This is a genomic window from Marinobacter sp. UBA5687 (assembly GCF_002420325.1).
Lineage (GTDB): Bacteria > Pseudomonadota > Gammaproteobacteria > Pseudomonadales > Oleiphilaceae > Marinobacter > Marinobacter nauticus.
Genome location: NZ_DIHV01000153.1, coordinates 34,211 through 50,361, shown reverse-complemented (window position 1 = coordinate 50,361; position 16,151 = coordinate 34,211). Strand labels below are relative to the sequence as shown.

Below are 16,151 nucleotides of genomic sequence, written 5' to 3'. Positions count from 1 at the left end.
GTCATCGTCAGGCTCCTAAATAAACAAGCCCCAGCATCCTTGATGCTGGGGCTTTTTTATTTCTGCCTTTATGGTCACTATCGACCGATTAATTCAATAACGCCGCCAACAATGCTATGCAGCAAACTGAATTGTTCATCGGTGCGCGCAATATACTCGTCCAGAACCCCTCCCTGCCATGTCACAAGCCAAACCAGTGCCACCAAACCCGCAATGGATAAGCCGCCCAGCCAGCGCATTTGCCGTTGTTGCTGGTCTAACTTCTGAACCTGTTGTAGCTGACATTCGGTAAAGGCAGCGCGCAACTCACGGATTTCTTCCTCCAGCTCTTCATAGGCAATTTCCAGCGTAGACAGGCGCCCGGTCATGCCCCGGGAGTTCTGTTCCGTTGCTTCCAACCCGTGATGTCCTCCTTCCTCAACGGCCAGGCGGATGGCTTCACTTTGTTCCTGATCAGGCACGTTAGACAGAATGATATCCAGAGTTCGCATCAGCTGGTCCCGGTCAACCTGCTTGCGAATGACACCGGCAGCACCGAGGGCTCTGGCTTCCTGTAGGTAACGTTCTGCGTTCTGGGAGGTATACATGAATACCGGGATGTCCCGCGTCTCCGGCTGCTGCTTGAGTCTCTCCAGTGCCTGAAAGCCATTCATGCCCGGGAGGAGATGATCAAGGAAGATAAGGTCGAAATGTTCCTGCTGAAGCAGGGGGAAGGCCTGCTCCGCAGTGGCAACCCCTTTGGTGGAGATATCCGCTCGTTCAAGCAGCCGGGACAACAGAATACGGGCCGTTGACGAGTCTTCGATGATCAGTGCGTGCCCTCGCGGCATGAGAGAGCTCCTCCCTGGAAGTGACAGACGTTGTTACGCCGTGATGAATCAGTCCGAAAGACTCGGGCACTATAAGTGCAGCTCAGAAAATATGCAGTGGGTAGGCGGGCCCGGGTTCCGTTTTTGAGACTCCTATTTCATTTTTGCGTCAGGGCAGCCAGATTTCGAATACACCCCCACCCAGGCTGCCGCCGTTGTGCAGTTTGATGGAGCCGGTTCGCTCGCCTTCGCTATGCAGTGCGGCCACAGACGAGGCGAAGAACAGCCCCAGGCTGGTACTGCCGGTATTGAAGTCCAGCGACTTGAAACTCAGGGTACCAGTATGTTGCATGCTTTCCGGGTAGCCCTGGCCATCATCTTCAACCCCCAGCACCAGATAACCGTCTTCTTCGCGCGCAATAAGCCGTATCTGGCTTTTGGTATAACGGATGGCGTTGTTGATGGTGTTGTTGAGTACACCGGTCAACAGGTCCTCGTCGAAAAAACCATTGATGTCATCTGCGGCAATTGAATATTTGAGCCCGAGTCCCTGCAACAAAGGGATGTGCCTGGCGAGGTGCTCCTCCAGGAAATCTGGCACAAAATGCTCGTCAATGTGCGCAGAGAGATTGTTTTCTCCCAGGCGATAGATACCCAGTAACTGAACCAGATCGTTATGCATACGCTCGGCTTCGTACTGGAGCATGTTGAATTTGTCGGAGCCAGCAAGGGATTGCTCATGTTCACCACGAAGTTCGTCGAGGCTGTTCAGTAACATGCCGAGAGAATTTTTCATGTCGTGCACGGCAGAGGCCAGCACCATCGAAAAGTCGATGTTTGGGTCGGTCATGCGGTCAGTCCTTTCAGTTTTCGGGTGAGGGCCAGGTATCGACGGTGTTGACGATGCTGCTCCGGCAGCTTGCTCAGACGGTCCAGGCGCTGTTGGCAGGCAGCCAGTAACGCCGGCTCCGGGTTCTGGTCATATTGCTTCATCAACACCTGAACCAGGTTCAGGTTCAGGGCAGCATGGTCCGGAACGATCGCCAGGGCTTTGTTGAAGGCTTCCACTGCAGCGTCGAGGTCGCCTGCCTCAAACGCTTTGATGCCATCCCGGTTCATGCTGCGTGCTTCCAGTTTTTGACGGAAGCCAACGGGCTCGTCCAGAAGGTTTTCAATTTTCTGCAAGGTGTCCGGGTCGTTATCAAATCGTGAGGCCAGATCGCCGAGGATTCTTTTGGCCTGATCTTCCCGGCCCATCCGGAACAGGGTTTTTGCGAAATCCAGCCCCATATCGGCCGGGAGTTCCTCCAGGCTTTCGAGCTCCGAGCTGACCGCGGTAAGAATCTTCTCGGCCTCCCGGTGGCGGCCCTGGCCGGCATGGAGACGGCACTGCACGATACGGCTTTTGAGCCCGATGGTTTCATCGTTGTCGAAGCGTTTCTCCATTTTCGTAAGCACAGAGAGGGCTTCTGACGAGCGCGCCGCGCCTTCTTCGTCCAGATCGCCCTCGCTCAGATCGGACAGGCTCTGGGCGAGCGACAGGTAATGCTCTGCATTGTCGTGTATGGAATAGGTGCCCAGAGACACCGTCTGTCGCCACGCCTGGGAGGCGGTGTCAATATCCTGGTTTGCGCCGGCCAGTTCAGCGAGATGCTTCTGGCGGAGCAGAGCGTTGGGGGAATGTTCAGCCGCTTTCTCAAGAACCTGTTGGGCCTGGGCCGATCGTCCCTGTTTCTGAAGGCCTTCGGCCAGCAGGTCGTAGGCTTCCATATAGTCCGGGTGTTTTTCAATCAGAGCCTTGAGGCCGTCGACGGCCTGATCAAAGTTCCGGTTGGCCAGCAACACCTTGCACCGGCCTAGCCGGGCCCAGGACAGCTCCCGCTGATTTAGAACATCATCGTAGACCTTCTGGGCGTGGGCCAGGTCGCCGACCATGAAGTAGAGTTCCCCGAGTGTCTTCATCAGCCAGGTTTTGTAGCGGGGCTGTTTGGGCAGGGTTTGCAGGCAAAGACTGATGGCTTCCGGGTAGTTTTCCCGGTCGATCTCCCGGGTGATGGGGAGCAGGGCATTGCGCTGTTTGATCAGGCTGCCCAGACGTTGCTCCAGCATGGCACGGTTAATGGGCTTTGTCAGATAGCCGTCAGGCTGATATTCCCGTGCCCCCATGACCATTTCCTTGGAGGTTTCCGCGGTTACCATCAGGAACAGCGATGACCGTTTGAGGAGTTTCTTGTGCCTCAGCTCTTCCAGTACGTGCTGGCCGTTTTTGCCTTCCCCCAGATTGTAGTCGCACAGCACGACATCTACGTGATTGTAGGTACAGTACTGGATGGCGGGCGTGGCGTGAGCAACCAGTTCAATCTTGTCGGCACCACAACTGCGGAGCATCTGCCGCATGGATAGCCGAAAGTTCTCGAAATCGTCGACAACAAGAAAAGTAAGCTTGCCAAACGGATTTACTGCGTCTTTCCGGTCGGATGGATTCATGGCCGCTTCTGTTTAAGTAGTTTGTTTACGAGCGCTCGCAGGGCTGCAGGCTTCACTGGCTTGTACAGTACCTGGTAGCCCCGGTTGCCTGCGTCGTCACGTACCTCCGGCGCCATATAGCCGGTAATGAGGATGCCGGGAATATCGCTTCCCAGATGTTCCCTTATGCTGTCCATGGCATCCAGTCCATTGCGGTTATCATCCAACTGATAATCAGCAAGTATAATATCGGGCCTGCGTCCGTCCAGTTTGTCCAGGGCATCGTCCAGGCTTTCGGCGGCAGTGACATCACACTGCCAGTTGCCCAGCAACGCGACCATGCCTTGCAGAATGGCTGCGTCATTGTCGATGCACAGAACGTGAAGGCCCCCGAGATTGGATACCCGTCTTGAACTGCTGCCGCTTTTCTGCGAATCCAGCCGGCTTTGATCGGCCGGGGCGACCGGAACCGTGATCCCGAATACGCTGCCTTTGCCCTGGATGGAGTGCACGGTGACGGGGTGGTTAAGCATGCCGCTGATACGATCAACAATGGCCAGGCCAAGCCCCAGCCCCTTCTTGTCGCGACCATGCTGGAATCGGCGAAACTCCTCAAAGATGTGATTAAGCTGGTCATCTGACATACCCGGTCCGGTGTCCCAGACTTCAATGCGCAGATAGCCTTTCAGGCGTCGGCAGCCCATCAGAATCTTGCCGCTTGCGGTGTAGCGGATGGCATTGGAAAGGAAGTTCTGTACCACACGACGCAGAAGTTTCGCATCGGAACGGACCCAGGCGGTACTGGGGACTACATGCAGTTCCAGCCCCTGATCCTTGGCGATGGCTGAAAACTCGGTGGCCAGATGCCTGAGCAGCTCGTTGACTGGAAACACGCCGATATCCGGCTCAAGTGCCCCGGCATCAAGCTTTGAAATGTCCAGCAGTGTACTGATGATCTCCTCAGCCGCGCCCAGCGAGCTGTCGATGTGGTCTACCAGATCCCGGGTTTCGCCCTCGTTCACTTTGCCGGACAACGCGGAGGTAAAGAGTCTTGCTGCGTTCAGGGGTTGCAGCAGGTCGTGGCTTGCAGAGGCAAGGAAGCGGGTTTTACTCTGGTTCGCCTGCTCGGCTACCGACTTGGCCTTGAGCATCTGCTCATTGATCACCTGCAGTTCCTGGGTGCGCTCCCGGACCCTTTGCTCCAGATAGATGTTGGTTTCCTTCAGGGCCTGCTCGGTCCTGCGCATGGCGGTAATGTCCTGGAATGTGGTGACATAGCCGCCGCCTGGAATCGGACTGCCATCCACCCGGACGACCGTGCCATCGGGGCGCTGACGCTCGTAAGACATGGGTTTGCCTTCACGCATGCTGTTACAGCGGTTCTCGACGATGTCGTCAATTCGACGGGCAGACAGGTTGGCGTTGGTGAGGTTATAGCGCATCAGGTCTTCAACCGGCCGGCCAACCCGGACAAAGCCCTTGGGATAGTTGAACAGCTCGAGATAGCGATGGTTCCAGACGACAAGTTGCTGCTGATGGTTGACCACGGACACGCCCAGGCTGATGTTCTCGATGGCAGACTGCAGTAACTCCCGGCTGAAGGTCATGGCCTGGGAGGCTTCATCGACAATGCTGACCACGTCCTCGATCTGCATATCGCGGCCAGTCAGGGTCGACTCCAGAACCACGCGGGCCGTGGAGGCTCCAATCACCGATGCCAGCTGGCGCTCTATGTACTTCATCAGGTGGGTGGAAGCTGGCCGCTGAGGATAGAGCCGGATGGCATTACGTCGTTCGTAATTCCTGAAAATGCTTTCGGAACGTTCTTCCCCCATGAACCGGTCGGTCAGGGCCTGCAGGTCGGAGGTAAGAATCTCACCCTGCCAGCTCTGGTGCTGGGCATTCTCGGCTTTGGGCTGCGCATCGTGGAAGAACGCGGCAATCTGAATCTTCTCCCGAATACGTTGCCGGGTAATCAGGGAGAGCAGAATATAGGCCCCGGTGTTTACCCCCAGACTCCAAAGAATGCCATGGCTAATCTGATCCAGGTCGGAACCGAACAGGGCTGTTGGTCGGGTCCAGTTCCAGCCAAACAGGCCGTGCTCAATCAGGGTATCCGCAACCCACCCGGTGGACACCAGCGCGGGCAACAGCAAGGTGTAACACCACATCAGGAAGCCCAGCCCAAGGCCCCAGGCAGCTCCGGTGAAGTTACCCTGGCGCCAGAGAATACCGCCTACGAGCGCGGGACCAAACTGGGCCGCTGCGGCAAAGGACAGTAAGCCAAACGCCGTCAGGCTGTAGTCTTCGCCAGCCATGCGGTAGAAGCCGTAGGCGGTCAGCAGTACTACAAAGATGGCAACCCGCCGGATCGTCAGCAGCAGGAAGCTGAGATCAGTTCGTCGGTTCATGCCTGGTCGGAAGAACTTGAGCAGGCCTGGCATGATGATTTCATTACTTACCATGGTGGCTATGGCGACGGAACAGACAATCACCATGGCGGCCGCCGCTGATCCACCGCCCAGAAACGCCAGTACGGCAAGCCAGTGTTCCCCTGCCATGATCGGCAGTTGCAGGATGACGATGTCCGGATCGCTGCCCGCCAGGTGAGTGCTCAACAGTCCGGCGGCGGCAATAGGAATGACGAATGCGCTGGCGATGATCAGATAGATCGGCATCGCCCAGCGAGCGACCTCAAAATCCCGGTGATCGGTGTTCTCCACCACCATCACGTGAAATTGCCGTGGCAGGCAGATGATGGCCAGCATGGCAACCAGCGTCTGTGTGAGGAACGCAGGGGCTTCCAGCGACTCTGTGGTAAGCGTGCCCATCAGGTCAGCTTCGCGGACTCGGGTAAACAGGTCCCCGAAGCCATCGTACAGCCCGTAGCCAACAAACAGCCCCACCGCCACAAAGGCGATGAGCTTGATCAGTGATTCAAAGGCAACGGCCTGGATCATGCCCCGATGATGTTCTGTGGACTCCAGGTGCCGTGTTCCGAACAGCACGGTAAAGACCGCCAGAGCCAGGGTGATGTACCAGGCAGAGTCGTTCCAGGCCGCTGTACTCAATTCCTGATAACTGTCACCGGTGCCCGAGAGGACATTAAACCCCAGGGCAATGGCTTTGAGCTGAAGGGCAATGTAGGGAACGCTGCCGATCAGGGCAAAGATGGCCACCATGGCCGCCAGCACCTGGGATTTGCCGTAACGCGAGGCAATAAAGTCGGCAATGGAGGTGCTGTTGTTGCGTTTACTGATGTAGATGATGCGCCGGAGCAGCGGCGCAAAGAAAACGAATACCAGTAACGGGCCCAGGTAGATGGGGAGAAATGCCAGACCTTCCTGGGTGGCCCGACCAACTGCGCCATAGAAGGTCCATGACGTGAAATAGACGGCCAGGGACAAACCGTAAATATGGGTTCTGGCCAGACGGCGCTTGTAGAGCCCCGGGTGCCGGTCACCTGCCCAGGCGATCAGGAACAGCAGTGAAATGTAAGTGATCGATATAAGGACAAGCAGCCAGGCGCTAATCATGGGGTCTTGTTATCCGCTCCTGTGGTCTCAGCTTCTGCAAATGATGGTATAGAGTGGATCGTCGCTCTCCAGCAACTTCATGTTATCTACTCTCGGCGCCCCGTCGGAACCCAGTGGTACCAGCTCCCGGCTGCCACAGTTAATGAGATGAATCCGGTGCGAAACCGCATCGGTGACCGTCTGCTCGAAACGATAAAGGGTGAAGCGAACAATGTTCTGATCACCGGTATCACGGCTGATACTTTCCTTGTCGACCGCAGAGAATGAGGTCACGTAGGGAAACACAAAGGTCCAGGGGCGAAAGAAAATTCTCTCCTGTTCGGTGGCCACAACCACAGCTTCTTCCGGCAGCATGGCTCGTTTGTGGTCATACCAGGTGTATTCTCCATAGATCAGATAACCCAGCATGCCCGCACCGGCAAAGACCGGAATCAGCCACTTCGGGGCTTTTTTGGCGGTGGCCGCGCGAATACCCATGGCAATGCCAGCGGCACCAAGACCGCAAAAAACGGTGGCTACAAAAGTCCAGAACATACAACGGTTTCCTCAAAAAAGAACGGGCTCCCTCACTGAGGAAGCCCGTTCGGTTTCAACCTGTCATCAGGTGCGATGAATCAGATTGTCTTTCGCTTCAGTGATCCTGGGCAGTACCGGCACCACGCGGGTAGCGGACGCTTTCAACCAGTTCCTGAATTTCAACGGGCGGCTCTGCAGTCACCTTGGATACTGCGAAGGCTACCGCAAAGTTGACGATCGCACCAATGGCACCGATAGACAGCGGGGAAATACCCAGCACCCAGTTCTCGGGAGCGTCTGCCAGATTGTTGGTGCCCGGGATGAAGAACCAGCCTTTGTACACGAAGATGTACACCAGAGTGAAGATCAGGCCGGACAGCATGCCCAGGGTCGCGCCCACGTTGTTTACGCGTTTGGAGAAGATACCCATCATCAGTGCCGGGAACAGCGAGGCAGCCGCAATACCGAAGGCAAGGGCAACCACCTGAGCCGCGAACCCTGGCGGGTTTGCACCGAGATAGGTGGCGACCACAATGGCAACGGCCATGGATATCCGGGCAGCCATCAGTTCGCCCTTATCACTGATACTGGGGTTGAATCGTCCCTTGATAAGGTCGTGACTCACCGCCGAGGAAATCGCCAGCAGCAGGCCGGCGGCTGTCGACAGCGCGGCTGCAAGACCACCGGCTGCGATCAGGCCAATGACCCAGCCTGGCAGGTTGGCGATTTCGGGGTTGGCCAGTACCAGGATGTCACGGTTAACCACCAGTTCGTTGCCGTTCCAGCCGCGGGCCTGGGCTTCAGCTTCAAACGCAGGTACGTCGTTGTAAAGCTGGATACGGCCGTCTTCGTTTTTGTCGGTAAACTGAATCAGACCCGTTACTTCCCATTCCTTGACCCAGTTCGGGCGCTCATCATATTCGATGGGAGCGGCCTGGGTTCCGTCCGGGTAGATAGTGGTCATCAGGTTCAGGCGAGCCATGGAAGCGACAGCAGGAGCCGTCAGGTACAGCAGGGCAATGAAGACCAGAGCCCAGCCGCCAGACCAGCGCGCGTCAGCCACCTTGGGCACAGTGAAGAAACGAATGATAACGTGTGGCAGACCGGCAGTACCGATCATCAGGGACAGTGTGAACAGAACCATGTTCAGTTTGTTGTCCACATCAGCGGTATACTCGTTGAAACCGAGATCAGTGATGACCTGGTTCAGCTTCTCAAGCAGCGGCAAGCCAGAGTCGGTATGGGTAGAGAACATGCCCAGGCCCGGAATCGGGTTGCCTGTCAGTTGAATGGAAATGAACACGGCGGGAATCGTGTAAGCGACAATCAGTACACAGTACTGGGCTACCTGAGTGTAGGTAATGCCTTTCATGCCACCGAGTACCGCATAGACGAATACAACAACCGCTGCGATGATCAGACCGGTGGTGGCATCCACTTCCAGGAAGCGGGAGAAGGCCACACCAGCGCCAGCCATCTGGCCGATAACGTAGGTTACCGAGGCAACGATCAGACAGATAACGGCTACCAGTCGCGCGTTTGCGCTGTAGTATCGATCCCCGATGAACTCAGGAACCGTAAACTTACCGAACTTCCTCAGGTAAGGAGCCAGCAGCATGGCCAACAGGACGTAGCCACCGGTCCAGCCCATAAGGAACGTGGAGTTGGCATAGCCACCGGCCGCGATCAGACCAGCCATGGAGATAAACGAAGCGGCAGACATCCAGTCAGCACCGATTGCGGCGCCGTTGGTGATAGGATGCACACCACCGCCCGCAACGTAGAAATCGCTGGTACTGCCGGCCTTGGCCCAGACAGCGATGGCGATGTAGAGGAGGAACGAGCCCCCTACGAACATAATGTTGATTGCAAATTGGCTCATTTGTCCTTACTCCTCATGCACGCCGAATTTTTCGTCGATCTTGTTCATGCGCCATGCATAGTGAAAGATCAGAACAATGAAGGTAAGGATGGAGCCTTGCTGGGCAAACCAGAAGCCCAGATCGGTGCCGCCTACGGGGATTCCCGCCAGCATCGGGCGTAACAGAATAGCGAAGCCGTAAGATACCAGGGCCCAGATAATCAGGCTCCCGAATATCAGGCGTAGATTCGCCTTCCAGTAGTTTTCAGCGTCGTAGCTATGACCTGACATACAATCACTCCTGTATTGTTGTTGTGGAGATTGGGTGTTTTTTTGGTGAGGTGTTGCGGATAGAGAATTTATTATTCATGTAGTACTTCTCCGACTTGTTGTCTCCTCCGACTTTACCGGTCAATGGATTTATGGATATTGGCAAATGGTCTAACTCTCAGTAACTTGCCTTGTATTTGGTCAAGGACATCGCCAGTAGATCCTGTTCCGCTAATAGCGGTGCATATGCTGTAAACGGCGTTGATAATGCAGCTTTTCACTGAGTTCTTTGAGAGTTTTGACGTCGTTTTTCCGGGCTTTATTGAGGGCTATCAGTGCCAGTTCTGCGGTAACCAGCGCGTCGGCTGCGGCGTGATGGCGTTCACTGATTTCCAGGCCAAATACATCCGCCCAGTCGTCCAGGCCGCGCCCTTTGATCGTTGCTTTCGGGAAGAACGCCGGCATCAGCTCGGCAACATCCATCCAGACGTGGGGCAGGGTGTAGCCCAACTGGCTTTTCAGCGTCTTTTCGAGGAACTTCTGGTCGAAGGCGGAGTGGTAGGCAAGTATCGGGTCGCCGTTCATCCATTCCAGAAGGTAGAGCAGTGCATCCTGGGTTTCGTAGCCCTGAGTCAGGGCTTCTGGGCCGATGCCATGGATCAGCACGGTTTCCCGAATGTCCAGTTCAGGGCGACGCAGTATCAGGTCAAACTGGTCATTGAGGTGGATGACACCACCTTCGATGGCAACCGCTCCGATGGCAATCACTTCATCTTTGGACGCGTTCAGGCCGGTGGTCTCAAGGTCAAGAACAATCAGCCGGCTCCGGGACAAGGGCTGGTCGCCAACCGTTTTCGGGCTGGGCAGATTGGCGGCATCGTGATCGCCGACTGTTCCGCCGCGTCTTCTGGCCAGCCACTGTTTGATGTATTCCAGCATGTTCTGTGCGCAGACCTATAGTTGATACGTAACTTCGAGTTTCTGCTGGAGCCGCTGGGCCTGGCGGAAAGACTCGCGAAGTATGCGCCGGTCCAGAGGATTCAGGTCGTCCGGATCGATGTAATTGGTCAGCTCCTCGCCCCGGTCGAGCATCTCCTGATGGGCACGCATACGGATGGCCTGAATCAGGCTGTAGGCTTCCTTCCAGGCGTTGGCGTCCTTGGCGTCAAAGATGTCTTTTCTGGCCAGGGCATCAATGCGCTCCAGGGTATTGGCGGCTTCCACCCCATGGGCCAGTGCGAACACCCTTACGGATTCCACAAATGGCGCCAGGCCCTGACGTTTCAGATCCAGCGAGTGTTTCTTCTCGTCGTTCAGATAGCGGAAGTTCCGGAACATGGTCAGGGGCGGTTTTCTCTGCAGCGCGTTGCCAGCGAGCATTTTCTGGAACAGGGCGTTCTTGCGGATGCGTTGGAGCACCTTCTCCAGCAGACGATGGAGTGGCTCAGTGGGGCCGAAGACCGCTCTCATATCCAGGAATATCGACGAGTAGACCAGGTTCTGGGGGGTTGAGGCATCAATAAAGCGGATAAACCAGTCGTCCCATTCCCGGTCACTCAGGCAGAGTTTGGGGTTGCTGGCCATAATGTTGCCTTTGCACAGGGTGAACCCGCACTCTGCCAGTTCGTCGTTGACCTTGCGGGCAAAGGGCAGCAATTTCTCACGCACCTGGTCTTCGGTCATGCCCTCCGGTGTCTCGAACAGAATACCGTTGTCCTGGTCGGTCAGCAGGGTTTGCTCCTGGCGGCCCTCACTGCCAAAGGTAAGCCAGGTGAACGGAATGCCTGGGTCGCTCTTCTTGAGATTAAGTTCGAGTACCCTGCGCACGGTGACATCGTTCAGGGTGGTAATGATCTTCACCACCTGGCCGGAATCCGCGCCGTGGGCCAGCATGGCGTCGACCAGCCTTGAGACATCGGAGCGCAGGCTGACCAGGGTGCGCAAGTGGGTGGCAGTGCCGATGGTTCGAGCCAGGTTGACCAGGTCTACCCGCTGAAGAGAGAACAGATCCCGCTCGGATACCACGCCAATCAGGCGATCCTCTTCGTCGACCACACACAGATGGGCAAAATGGTGTTCCGCCATCAGCATTGCCGCCTCAAAGGCGTCCGCTGTGGCGGGCAGGCGACAGGGATTGCCTGTCATCACCTGACGAATGGGCGTGTCGAGGGGGCCTTTTTCCTCAGCGATCATGGTGCGCAGGTCGCGCAGCGTGAAAATGCCGGTGGGATGGCGATTGTCATCGGTGATGATGATACTGCCCACATTATTCTCGTGCATCCGGGCTACGGCCTTGCGAACCGGCAGATCCGGCGAGCAGACAATCGGGTTGCGCAGCGCGTAGCGCTCCAGGGGGGTGTCGAGGCTGTTGCTGGAGCCAATGGAAGCCATGGCCTTGGACTGGATGCGCTGATTGACCTGGTCCAGCAGGCTGCTCACGCCCCGCAGACAGAAATCGCGAAAGGATTCGCTTTCGGAAAACAGGGTGATGAAGGCGTTCTGTTCAATACTGAGGCAGAAGGTATCGCCGGAAGCCCTGTGTAGCGTTCGGGTCGGGCGCTCGCCAATCAGTGCCGCAAGCGGAAAGCACTCACCCTGGCTGATTTCAAAGGTGGTTTCTGCCCGGTCTTCTTTTTCATTGTGGCGCTCACCCCGGATACGTCCCTGCTTGACCACATAAAACCGCTTGACCACTCCATCGTCGGGCGAGAGCACTTCGTCGCCATCGGCGTAAAACCTCAGGGTCGCATGCTCAGCAAAATGGGCCAGATGGGTGTCGTCCATGCTGGAGAACGGGGCATGTTCCCTCAGGAATGACATAATCGCTCGGGTGTTCTGAGGGCGGGTAGTGTCCTGATTTGCTGCGGCCATATCGTGATCCGTAAGCTTGGGAGCCAGGTACGGGGAGCTCCGTCATTATTATTCTCCGCTTGCAGTGTAGTTCAGCGGAACCCGGAGGGGCTCTACGATTTTCGTCGCAGAGCTTTTCTTTATGGTAGACCGGTGCGGTGATAGAGTTCTGATACTCGTCAAACCGGAATCAGTTAGTGTCATGACCAGTAAAGATGAACGCCTTGCCTTCCTCGAAGAAATGAAGGATGTGCAGCGGATACGCAAACCCAATCGGGCCGAAGTATCGGTGCCCAAGGAGCTGACGCCCGGGCACCTTGAACGCCAGAGGGCGGCGGTTGAAAAGCCGGTGCGAGACCTGAACCCACTGACGTCCGATATGGTAGAGCCGCTAACGGCACACGACATTCTCAGCTGGCAGCGCCCAGGCGTGCAGCATGGGGTTTTCCGCAAGCTGCGTCTTGGCCACTACCCGATCGAGGCCCGGCTGGATCTGCATCGCATGACGGTGGAGGAAGCCCGCCGGGAAGTGTTCGGTTTTATCAACGACTGCGTACATTACGGTTTGCGCTCGGTGATCATCCTGCACGGCAAGGGAGAACGCAATCCTGATGGCATCGCCCAGCTCAAGAGCTACCTGGCGAAGTGGTTGCCGGAGCTGGACAACGTTCTCGCTTTCCATTCGGCAAAGAAACACCACGGTGGCACCGGCGCGGTTTACGTAATGGTCAGGAAAAACGATCGGGAAAAACAGCATAATCGGGAGATCCATGGTTCCAGATAAGGAATCGTCTGGATCATTCGCTACGACGGAAACACCGAATCGGGAGAATTAAGATGCGTTTGATTTTTGTGGCTTTGATTTCTGTACTGACATTGGCCGGCTGTAAAGACCGGGTAATCTGGAACGATAACGGCAAAGTGGAAAGTGCCACCCAGAACCGTGAAGTGTGGGATTCCAACGGCAAGCTGGAAACCGGTGAGCGCAAAATCTGGGTAAACAAGGATGGTGAAGACGTCGTCAAGTAAAGGCGTGGCGGTAAAACGCGCCGAACCTGCCAAAACAATAACATGATGAGGAGCACGGAATGGCTTTCACGCTGACTGTGAACGGTCGCCAGCATTCGCTGGATGTCGAACCCGATACCCCGTTGTTATGGGTGCTGCGGGATGAACTTGGGCTCAAAGGGACCAAGTTTGGCTGTGGTGCAGGCCTCTGTGGCGCCTGCACTGTGCACCTGAACGGTCAGCCCGCCCGTTCCTGCTCTACGCCGGTGGAGATGGCTGAAGGTGCCGAAATCACCACCATCGAAGGCCTGTCCGCTGATGGCGAGTTGCATCCGTTACAGAAAGCCTGGGTGGAACAGGGGGTGCCCCAGTGCGGTTATTGCCAGTCTGGCCAGATCATGACGGCCGCGCACCTGCTGGCCAACAACCCCTCTCCGGATCGCGAACAGATCGTCACCGCCATGACCGGCAACCTGTGTCGCTGCGGCACCTATACTCGCATTGTGGCTGCGGTTGAGTCCGTCGCCGGTGGTGTGGGTCAGTACCAGCCGGCCGGGGAGGATGCGTAATATGGCGATGAATCGACGGGATTTCCTGAAGGTCAGCACCTCGGCTTCCGGTGGACTGCTATTGGCGCTGAATCTGCCTGGTTGTGCCTCCGTGCAAACCGGCTATGAGCCTGAAACCGGTGAATGGAAACCGAACGCCTGGCTGGAACTCACCCGGGACAACGACATTATTTTCACCCTCGATCGGGTTGAGATGGGCCAGGGCACCTACACCGGTCTTACCACTTTGATAGCGGAGGAGCTGGATGTAGCGCCGGAGGCCATTCGCGTGGAATTTGCCCCGGTTGCTCCGGAGTACCGTAACCCGTTGTTCGGGCTTCAGCTTACCGGTGGCAGCACCAGTGTCGCCTCCAGTTGGCAGCCCCTGCGGGAGGCCGGAGCTTCGGCGCGACTGATGCTGGTGATGGCCGCCGCCCGGGTTTGGCGGGTCGAGCCGGGACAATGCAAAACGGAGGGCGGGTACGTACGCCACCCCAACGGCCTGGATTCCATGCCCTATGGCAAACTGGTGGAGTTGGCGGACAAAGAGGTGATTCGTGGTGATGTGCCACTGAAACCCCGTTCCCAGTGGAAATACATCGGCCGACAGGCCGGAAGGCTGGATGCCGAGGCCAAGTCCACCGGCCAGGCGATGTACGGGATAGACGTAGAGCTGCCGGATATGGTCTATGCCGTTATGACCCGGAGCCCCCGCTATGGCGGACTGGCGGTCAGTTTCAACCGCGATCAGGTTCGGGCCATGCCGGGCGTGCTTGATGCCTTCATCACCGAGCGCGGTGTGGCCGTAGTGGCAGATCGCTACTGGCGAGCCCGCAAGGCTCAGGAAGCGCTGGCGGTTGAGTGGGATTTTTCCGAGGCCGTCGGGTTATCCAATCCGGACGTGTTCAAACACTATCGTCAGGCCGCCGGTGACGATCCCGGCGAGGACGAACGGGTGGACGGTGACCCCGAGGCTGTTCTGGAGAAAGCGGGTACCCTGGTGGAGGCTGAATATGAGCAGCCGTACCTGGCCCACGCCACCATGGAACCAATGAATGCGACCGCCTGGTATCGGGACGGTGGCATGGAAGTCTGGGCGCCGACCCAGGCGCCGGATCTGGGCCGCATAGCCGCCGCGCGACACACCGATCTCTCTCCGGATGACGTGACTATCCACACGACCTTTCTTGGCGGTGGCTTCGGCCGCAGGTTGACTCAGGACTACATTGAGGAAGCGGCCCTGGTCGCCTACCGGGTGAAAGTGCCGGTCAAACTGATCTGGTCCCGGGAAGAAGACACCCGCCATGGCTTTTTCCGCCCGGCCATGTTGCATCGTATGGCGGCCAGTCTGGAGGATGGGCAGTTGACGGGCTGGGATCATCAGATTGTTGGCCCGCAGATACTTGACTGGTACGTCCGGAACGCTGCACCAGCCCAGTACCCCTGGGCACCAAAATTACTGTACGGAACATTGGGCAGGGTTGGCCTGATGGTTGAAGGTATCGCAACCCCGAAAGACATTTCGGCCATTGAGGGGGCTATTGGCTATCCCTACGCGGTACCCAATGTCCGGGTTCGGCATACCCATACTGACCCGGGCGTGCCAATTACCTGGTGGCGATCCGTGGGCTATTCCCACAATGGTTTCGCGGTCGAGACCTTTATGGATGAACTCGCCAGCCAGGCCAACGAAGATCCGGTCAGTTTCCGGCTGAAACTGCTGGAGAGTGAGCCCCGTCATCGGCGGGTTCTGGAGCGGGCTGCCGAGCTGGCGGGCTGGAACCAGCCGGTGCCAGAGGGCAGGGCGCGCGGAGTGGCTTTGTTCAAGAGCTTTGGTACCTATGTTGCCCAGGTGGTGGAAGCCAGTATTGAGCAGGGCGGAATTCGCGTTCACAAGGTCACCTGCAGCGTGGACTGTGGTCAGGTGGTGAACCCGCGAATTGTCGAGGATCAGATGACCGGCGGCATTGTCTTTGGCCTGACGGCGGCGCTGAACGGGGAAATTACCCTGGACGGCGGCGAGGTGCAGCAAAGTAACTTCCACGATTATCGTCTGCTGCACATGCATCAGGTACCGGAGATGGTGGTGGATATTGTCGACAGCGAAGAGCCGCCCACCGGCGTTGGGGAACCTGGCGTCCCGCCGGTGATTCCGGCCCTGGGCAACGCCTTGTTTGCGCTGACCGGCAAGCGCCAGCGCCGTCTGCCCCTTAAAGCCTGAGCGGAATCGGTTTTACCCGGGCTTGGGTGGTTCTATAATGGCGCCAGATTCGCGCCCGGGCAGGGC

Annotated in this window: 13 protein-coding genes; 4 read left to right on the top strand and 9 right to left on the bottom strand. The window is 57.2% G+C overall.

Annotation, left to right across the window (positions count from 1 at the left end; translation table 11 throughout):
- Nucleotides 1-77: 77 nt before the first annotated feature.
- From B3Y70_RS16700 to B3Y70_RS16660, 9 genes are all read right to left on the bottom strand, one after another.
- Nucleotides 78-830 (bottom strand): response regulator, encoded by a 753-nt coding sequence (locus B3Y70_RS16700; protein WP_014421941.1) that lies wholly within the window; start codon nt 828-830, stop codon nt 78-80.
- A 148-nt stretch (nt 831-978) separates the two neighbouring features.
- Entirely contained in the window at nt 979-1,659 is a 681-nt protein-coding gene (locus B3Y70_RS16695) for a sensor histidine kinase (RefSeq protein ID WP_014421940.1), read from the bottom strand.
- A complete protein-coding gene (locus tag B3Y70_RS16690; protein WP_014421939.1) occupies nt 1,656-3,296 on the bottom strand; it encodes a tetratricopeptide repeat protein in 1,641 nt (546 codons plus the stop codon). The genes B3Y70_RS16695 and B3Y70_RS16690 overlap by 4 nt, the downstream gene beginning before the upstream one ends.
- Nucleotides 3,293-6,811, bottom strand: a complete 3,519-nt coding sequence (locus B3Y70_RS16685; protein WP_288590142.1) for a PAS domain-containing hybrid sensor histidine kinase/response regulator — start codon at nt 6,809-6,811, stop codon at nt 3,293-3,295. Before B3Y70_RS16685 ends, B3Y70_RS16690 begins: the two co-directional genes overlap by 4 nt.
- Before the next feature lie 27 nt (nt 6,812-6,838).
- Nucleotides 6,839-7,345 carry a hypothetical protein gene (locus tag B3Y70_RS16680; RefSeq protein WP_014421937.1) on the bottom strand — a complete coding sequence of 169 codons (507 nt, stop codon included), beginning with the start codon at nt 7,343-7,345 and terminating at the stop codon, nt 6,839-6,841.
- 97 nt (nt 7,346-7,442) lie between these two features.
- Nucleotides 7,443-9,209 carry a sodium:solute symporter family protein gene (locus B3Y70_RS16675; protein WP_288590141.1) on the bottom strand — a complete coding sequence of 589 codons (1,767 nt, stop codon included), beginning with the start codon at nt 9,207-9,209 and terminating at the stop codon, nt 7,443-7,445.
- A 6-nt stretch (nt 9,210-9,215) separates the two neighbouring features.
- Nucleotides 9,216-9,479 (bottom strand): DUF4212 domain-containing protein, encoded by a 264-nt coding sequence (locus B3Y70_RS16670; protein ID WP_011784417.1) that lies wholly within the window; start codon nt 9,477-9,479, stop codon nt 9,216-9,218.
- A 210-nt stretch (nt 9,480-9,689) separates the two neighbouring features.
- Nucleotides 9,690-10,397, bottom strand: coding sequence for a 3'-5' exonuclease (locus B3Y70_RS16665; RefSeq protein ID WP_011784418.1), 708 nt, complete (start codon nt 10,395-10,397; stop codon nt 9,690-9,692).
- 15 nt (nt 10,398-10,412) lie between these two features.
- Nucleotides 10,413-12,329: a putative nucleotidyltransferase substrate binding domain-containing protein gene (locus B3Y70_RS16660; protein ID WP_286895472.1), complete on the bottom strand. Its 1,917-nt coding sequence runs from the start codon at nt 12,327-12,329 to the stop codon at nt 10,413-10,415.
- A gap of 181 nt (nt 12,330-12,510) precedes the next feature.
- Between B3Y70_RS16660 and smrA the strand changes: the two genes are divergently transcribed.
- Genes smrA through B3Y70_RS16640 form a run of 4 tightly spaced genes read left to right on the top strand, consistent with a single transcriptional unit; the run spans nt 12,511 to nt 16,085 of the window.
- Nucleotides 12,511-13,092 carry a DNA endonuclease SmrA gene (gene smrA / locus B3Y70_RS16655; RefSeq protein ID WP_286895473.1) on the top strand — a complete coding sequence of 194 codons (582 nt, stop codon included), beginning with the start codon at nt 12,511-12,513 and terminating at the stop codon, nt 13,090-13,092.
- Nucleotides 13,093-13,145: 53 nt separating this feature from the next.
- Nucleotides 13,146-13,337: a hypothetical protein gene (locus tag B3Y70_RS16650; RefSeq protein WP_023011386.1), complete on the top strand. Its 192-nt coding sequence runs from the start codon at nt 13,146-13,148 to the stop codon at nt 13,335-13,337.
- 59 nt (nt 13,338-13,396) lie between these two features.
- Complete coding sequence (locus tag B3Y70_RS16645) at nt 13,397-13,885, top strand: (2Fe-2S)-binding protein (RefSeq protein ID WP_023011385.1); 489 nt, start codon at nt 13,397-13,399, stop codon at nt 13,883-13,885.
- A gap of 1 nt (nt 13,886) precedes the next feature.
- Complete coding sequence (locus B3Y70_RS16640) at nt 13,887-16,085, top strand: xanthine dehydrogenase family protein molybdopterin-binding subunit (protein ID WP_121208673.1); 2,199 nt, start codon at nt 13,887-13,889, stop codon at nt 16,083-16,085.
- Nucleotides 16,086-16,151: the final 66 nt, after the last annotated feature.

Bases quoted from the DNA above. Each gene is read 5' to 3' on its own strand.
- B3Y70_RS16700 (WP_014421941.1), bottom strand. From the start codon at position 830: ATGCCGCGAGGGCACGCACTGATCATCGAAGACTCGTCAACGGCCCGT.
- B3Y70_RS16695 (WP_014421940.1), bottom strand. From the start codon at position 1,659: ATGACCGACCCAAACATCGACTTTTCGATGGTGCTGGCCTCTGCCGTG.
- B3Y70_RS16690 (WP_014421939.1), bottom strand. From the start codon at position 3,296: ATGAATCCATCCGACCGGAAAGACGCAGTAAATCCGTTTGGCAAGCTT.
- B3Y70_RS16685 (WP_288590142.1), bottom strand. From the start codon at position 6,811: ATGATTAGCGCCTGGCTGCTTGTCCTTATATCGATCACTTACATTTCA.
- B3Y70_RS16680 (WP_014421937.1), bottom strand. From the start codon at position 7,345: ATGTTCTGGACTTTTGTAGCCACCGTTTTTTGCGGTCTTGGTGCCGCT.
- B3Y70_RS16675 (WP_288590141.1), bottom strand. From the start codon at position 9,209: ATGAGCCAATTTGCAATCAACATTATGTTCGTAGGGGGCTCGTTCCTC.
- B3Y70_RS16670 (WP_011784417.1), bottom strand. From the start codon at position 9,479: ATGTCAGGTCATAGCTACGACGCTGAAAACTACTGGAAGGCGAATCTA.
- B3Y70_RS16665 (WP_011784418.1), bottom strand. From the start codon at position 10,397: ATGCTGGAATACATCAAACAGTGGCTGGCCAGAAGACGCGGCGGAACA.
- B3Y70_RS16660 (WP_286895472.1), bottom strand. From the start codon at position 12,329: ATGGCCGCAGCAAATCAGGACACTACCCGCCCTCAGAACACCCGAGCG.
- smrA (WP_286895473.1), top strand. From the start codon at position 12,511: ATGACCAGTAAAGATGAACGCCTTGCCTTCCTCGAAGAAATGAAGGAT.
- B3Y70_RS16650 (WP_023011386.1), top strand. From the start codon at position 13,146: ATGCGTTTGATTTTTGTGGCTTTGATTTCTGTACTGACATTGGCCGGC.
- B3Y70_RS16645 (WP_023011385.1), top strand. From the start codon at position 13,397: ATGGCTTTCACGCTGACTGTGAACGGTCGCCAGCATTCGCTGGATGTC.
- B3Y70_RS16640 (WP_121208673.1), top strand. From the start codon at position 13,887: ATGGCGATGAATCGACGGGATTTCCTGAAGGTCAGCACCTCGGCTTCC.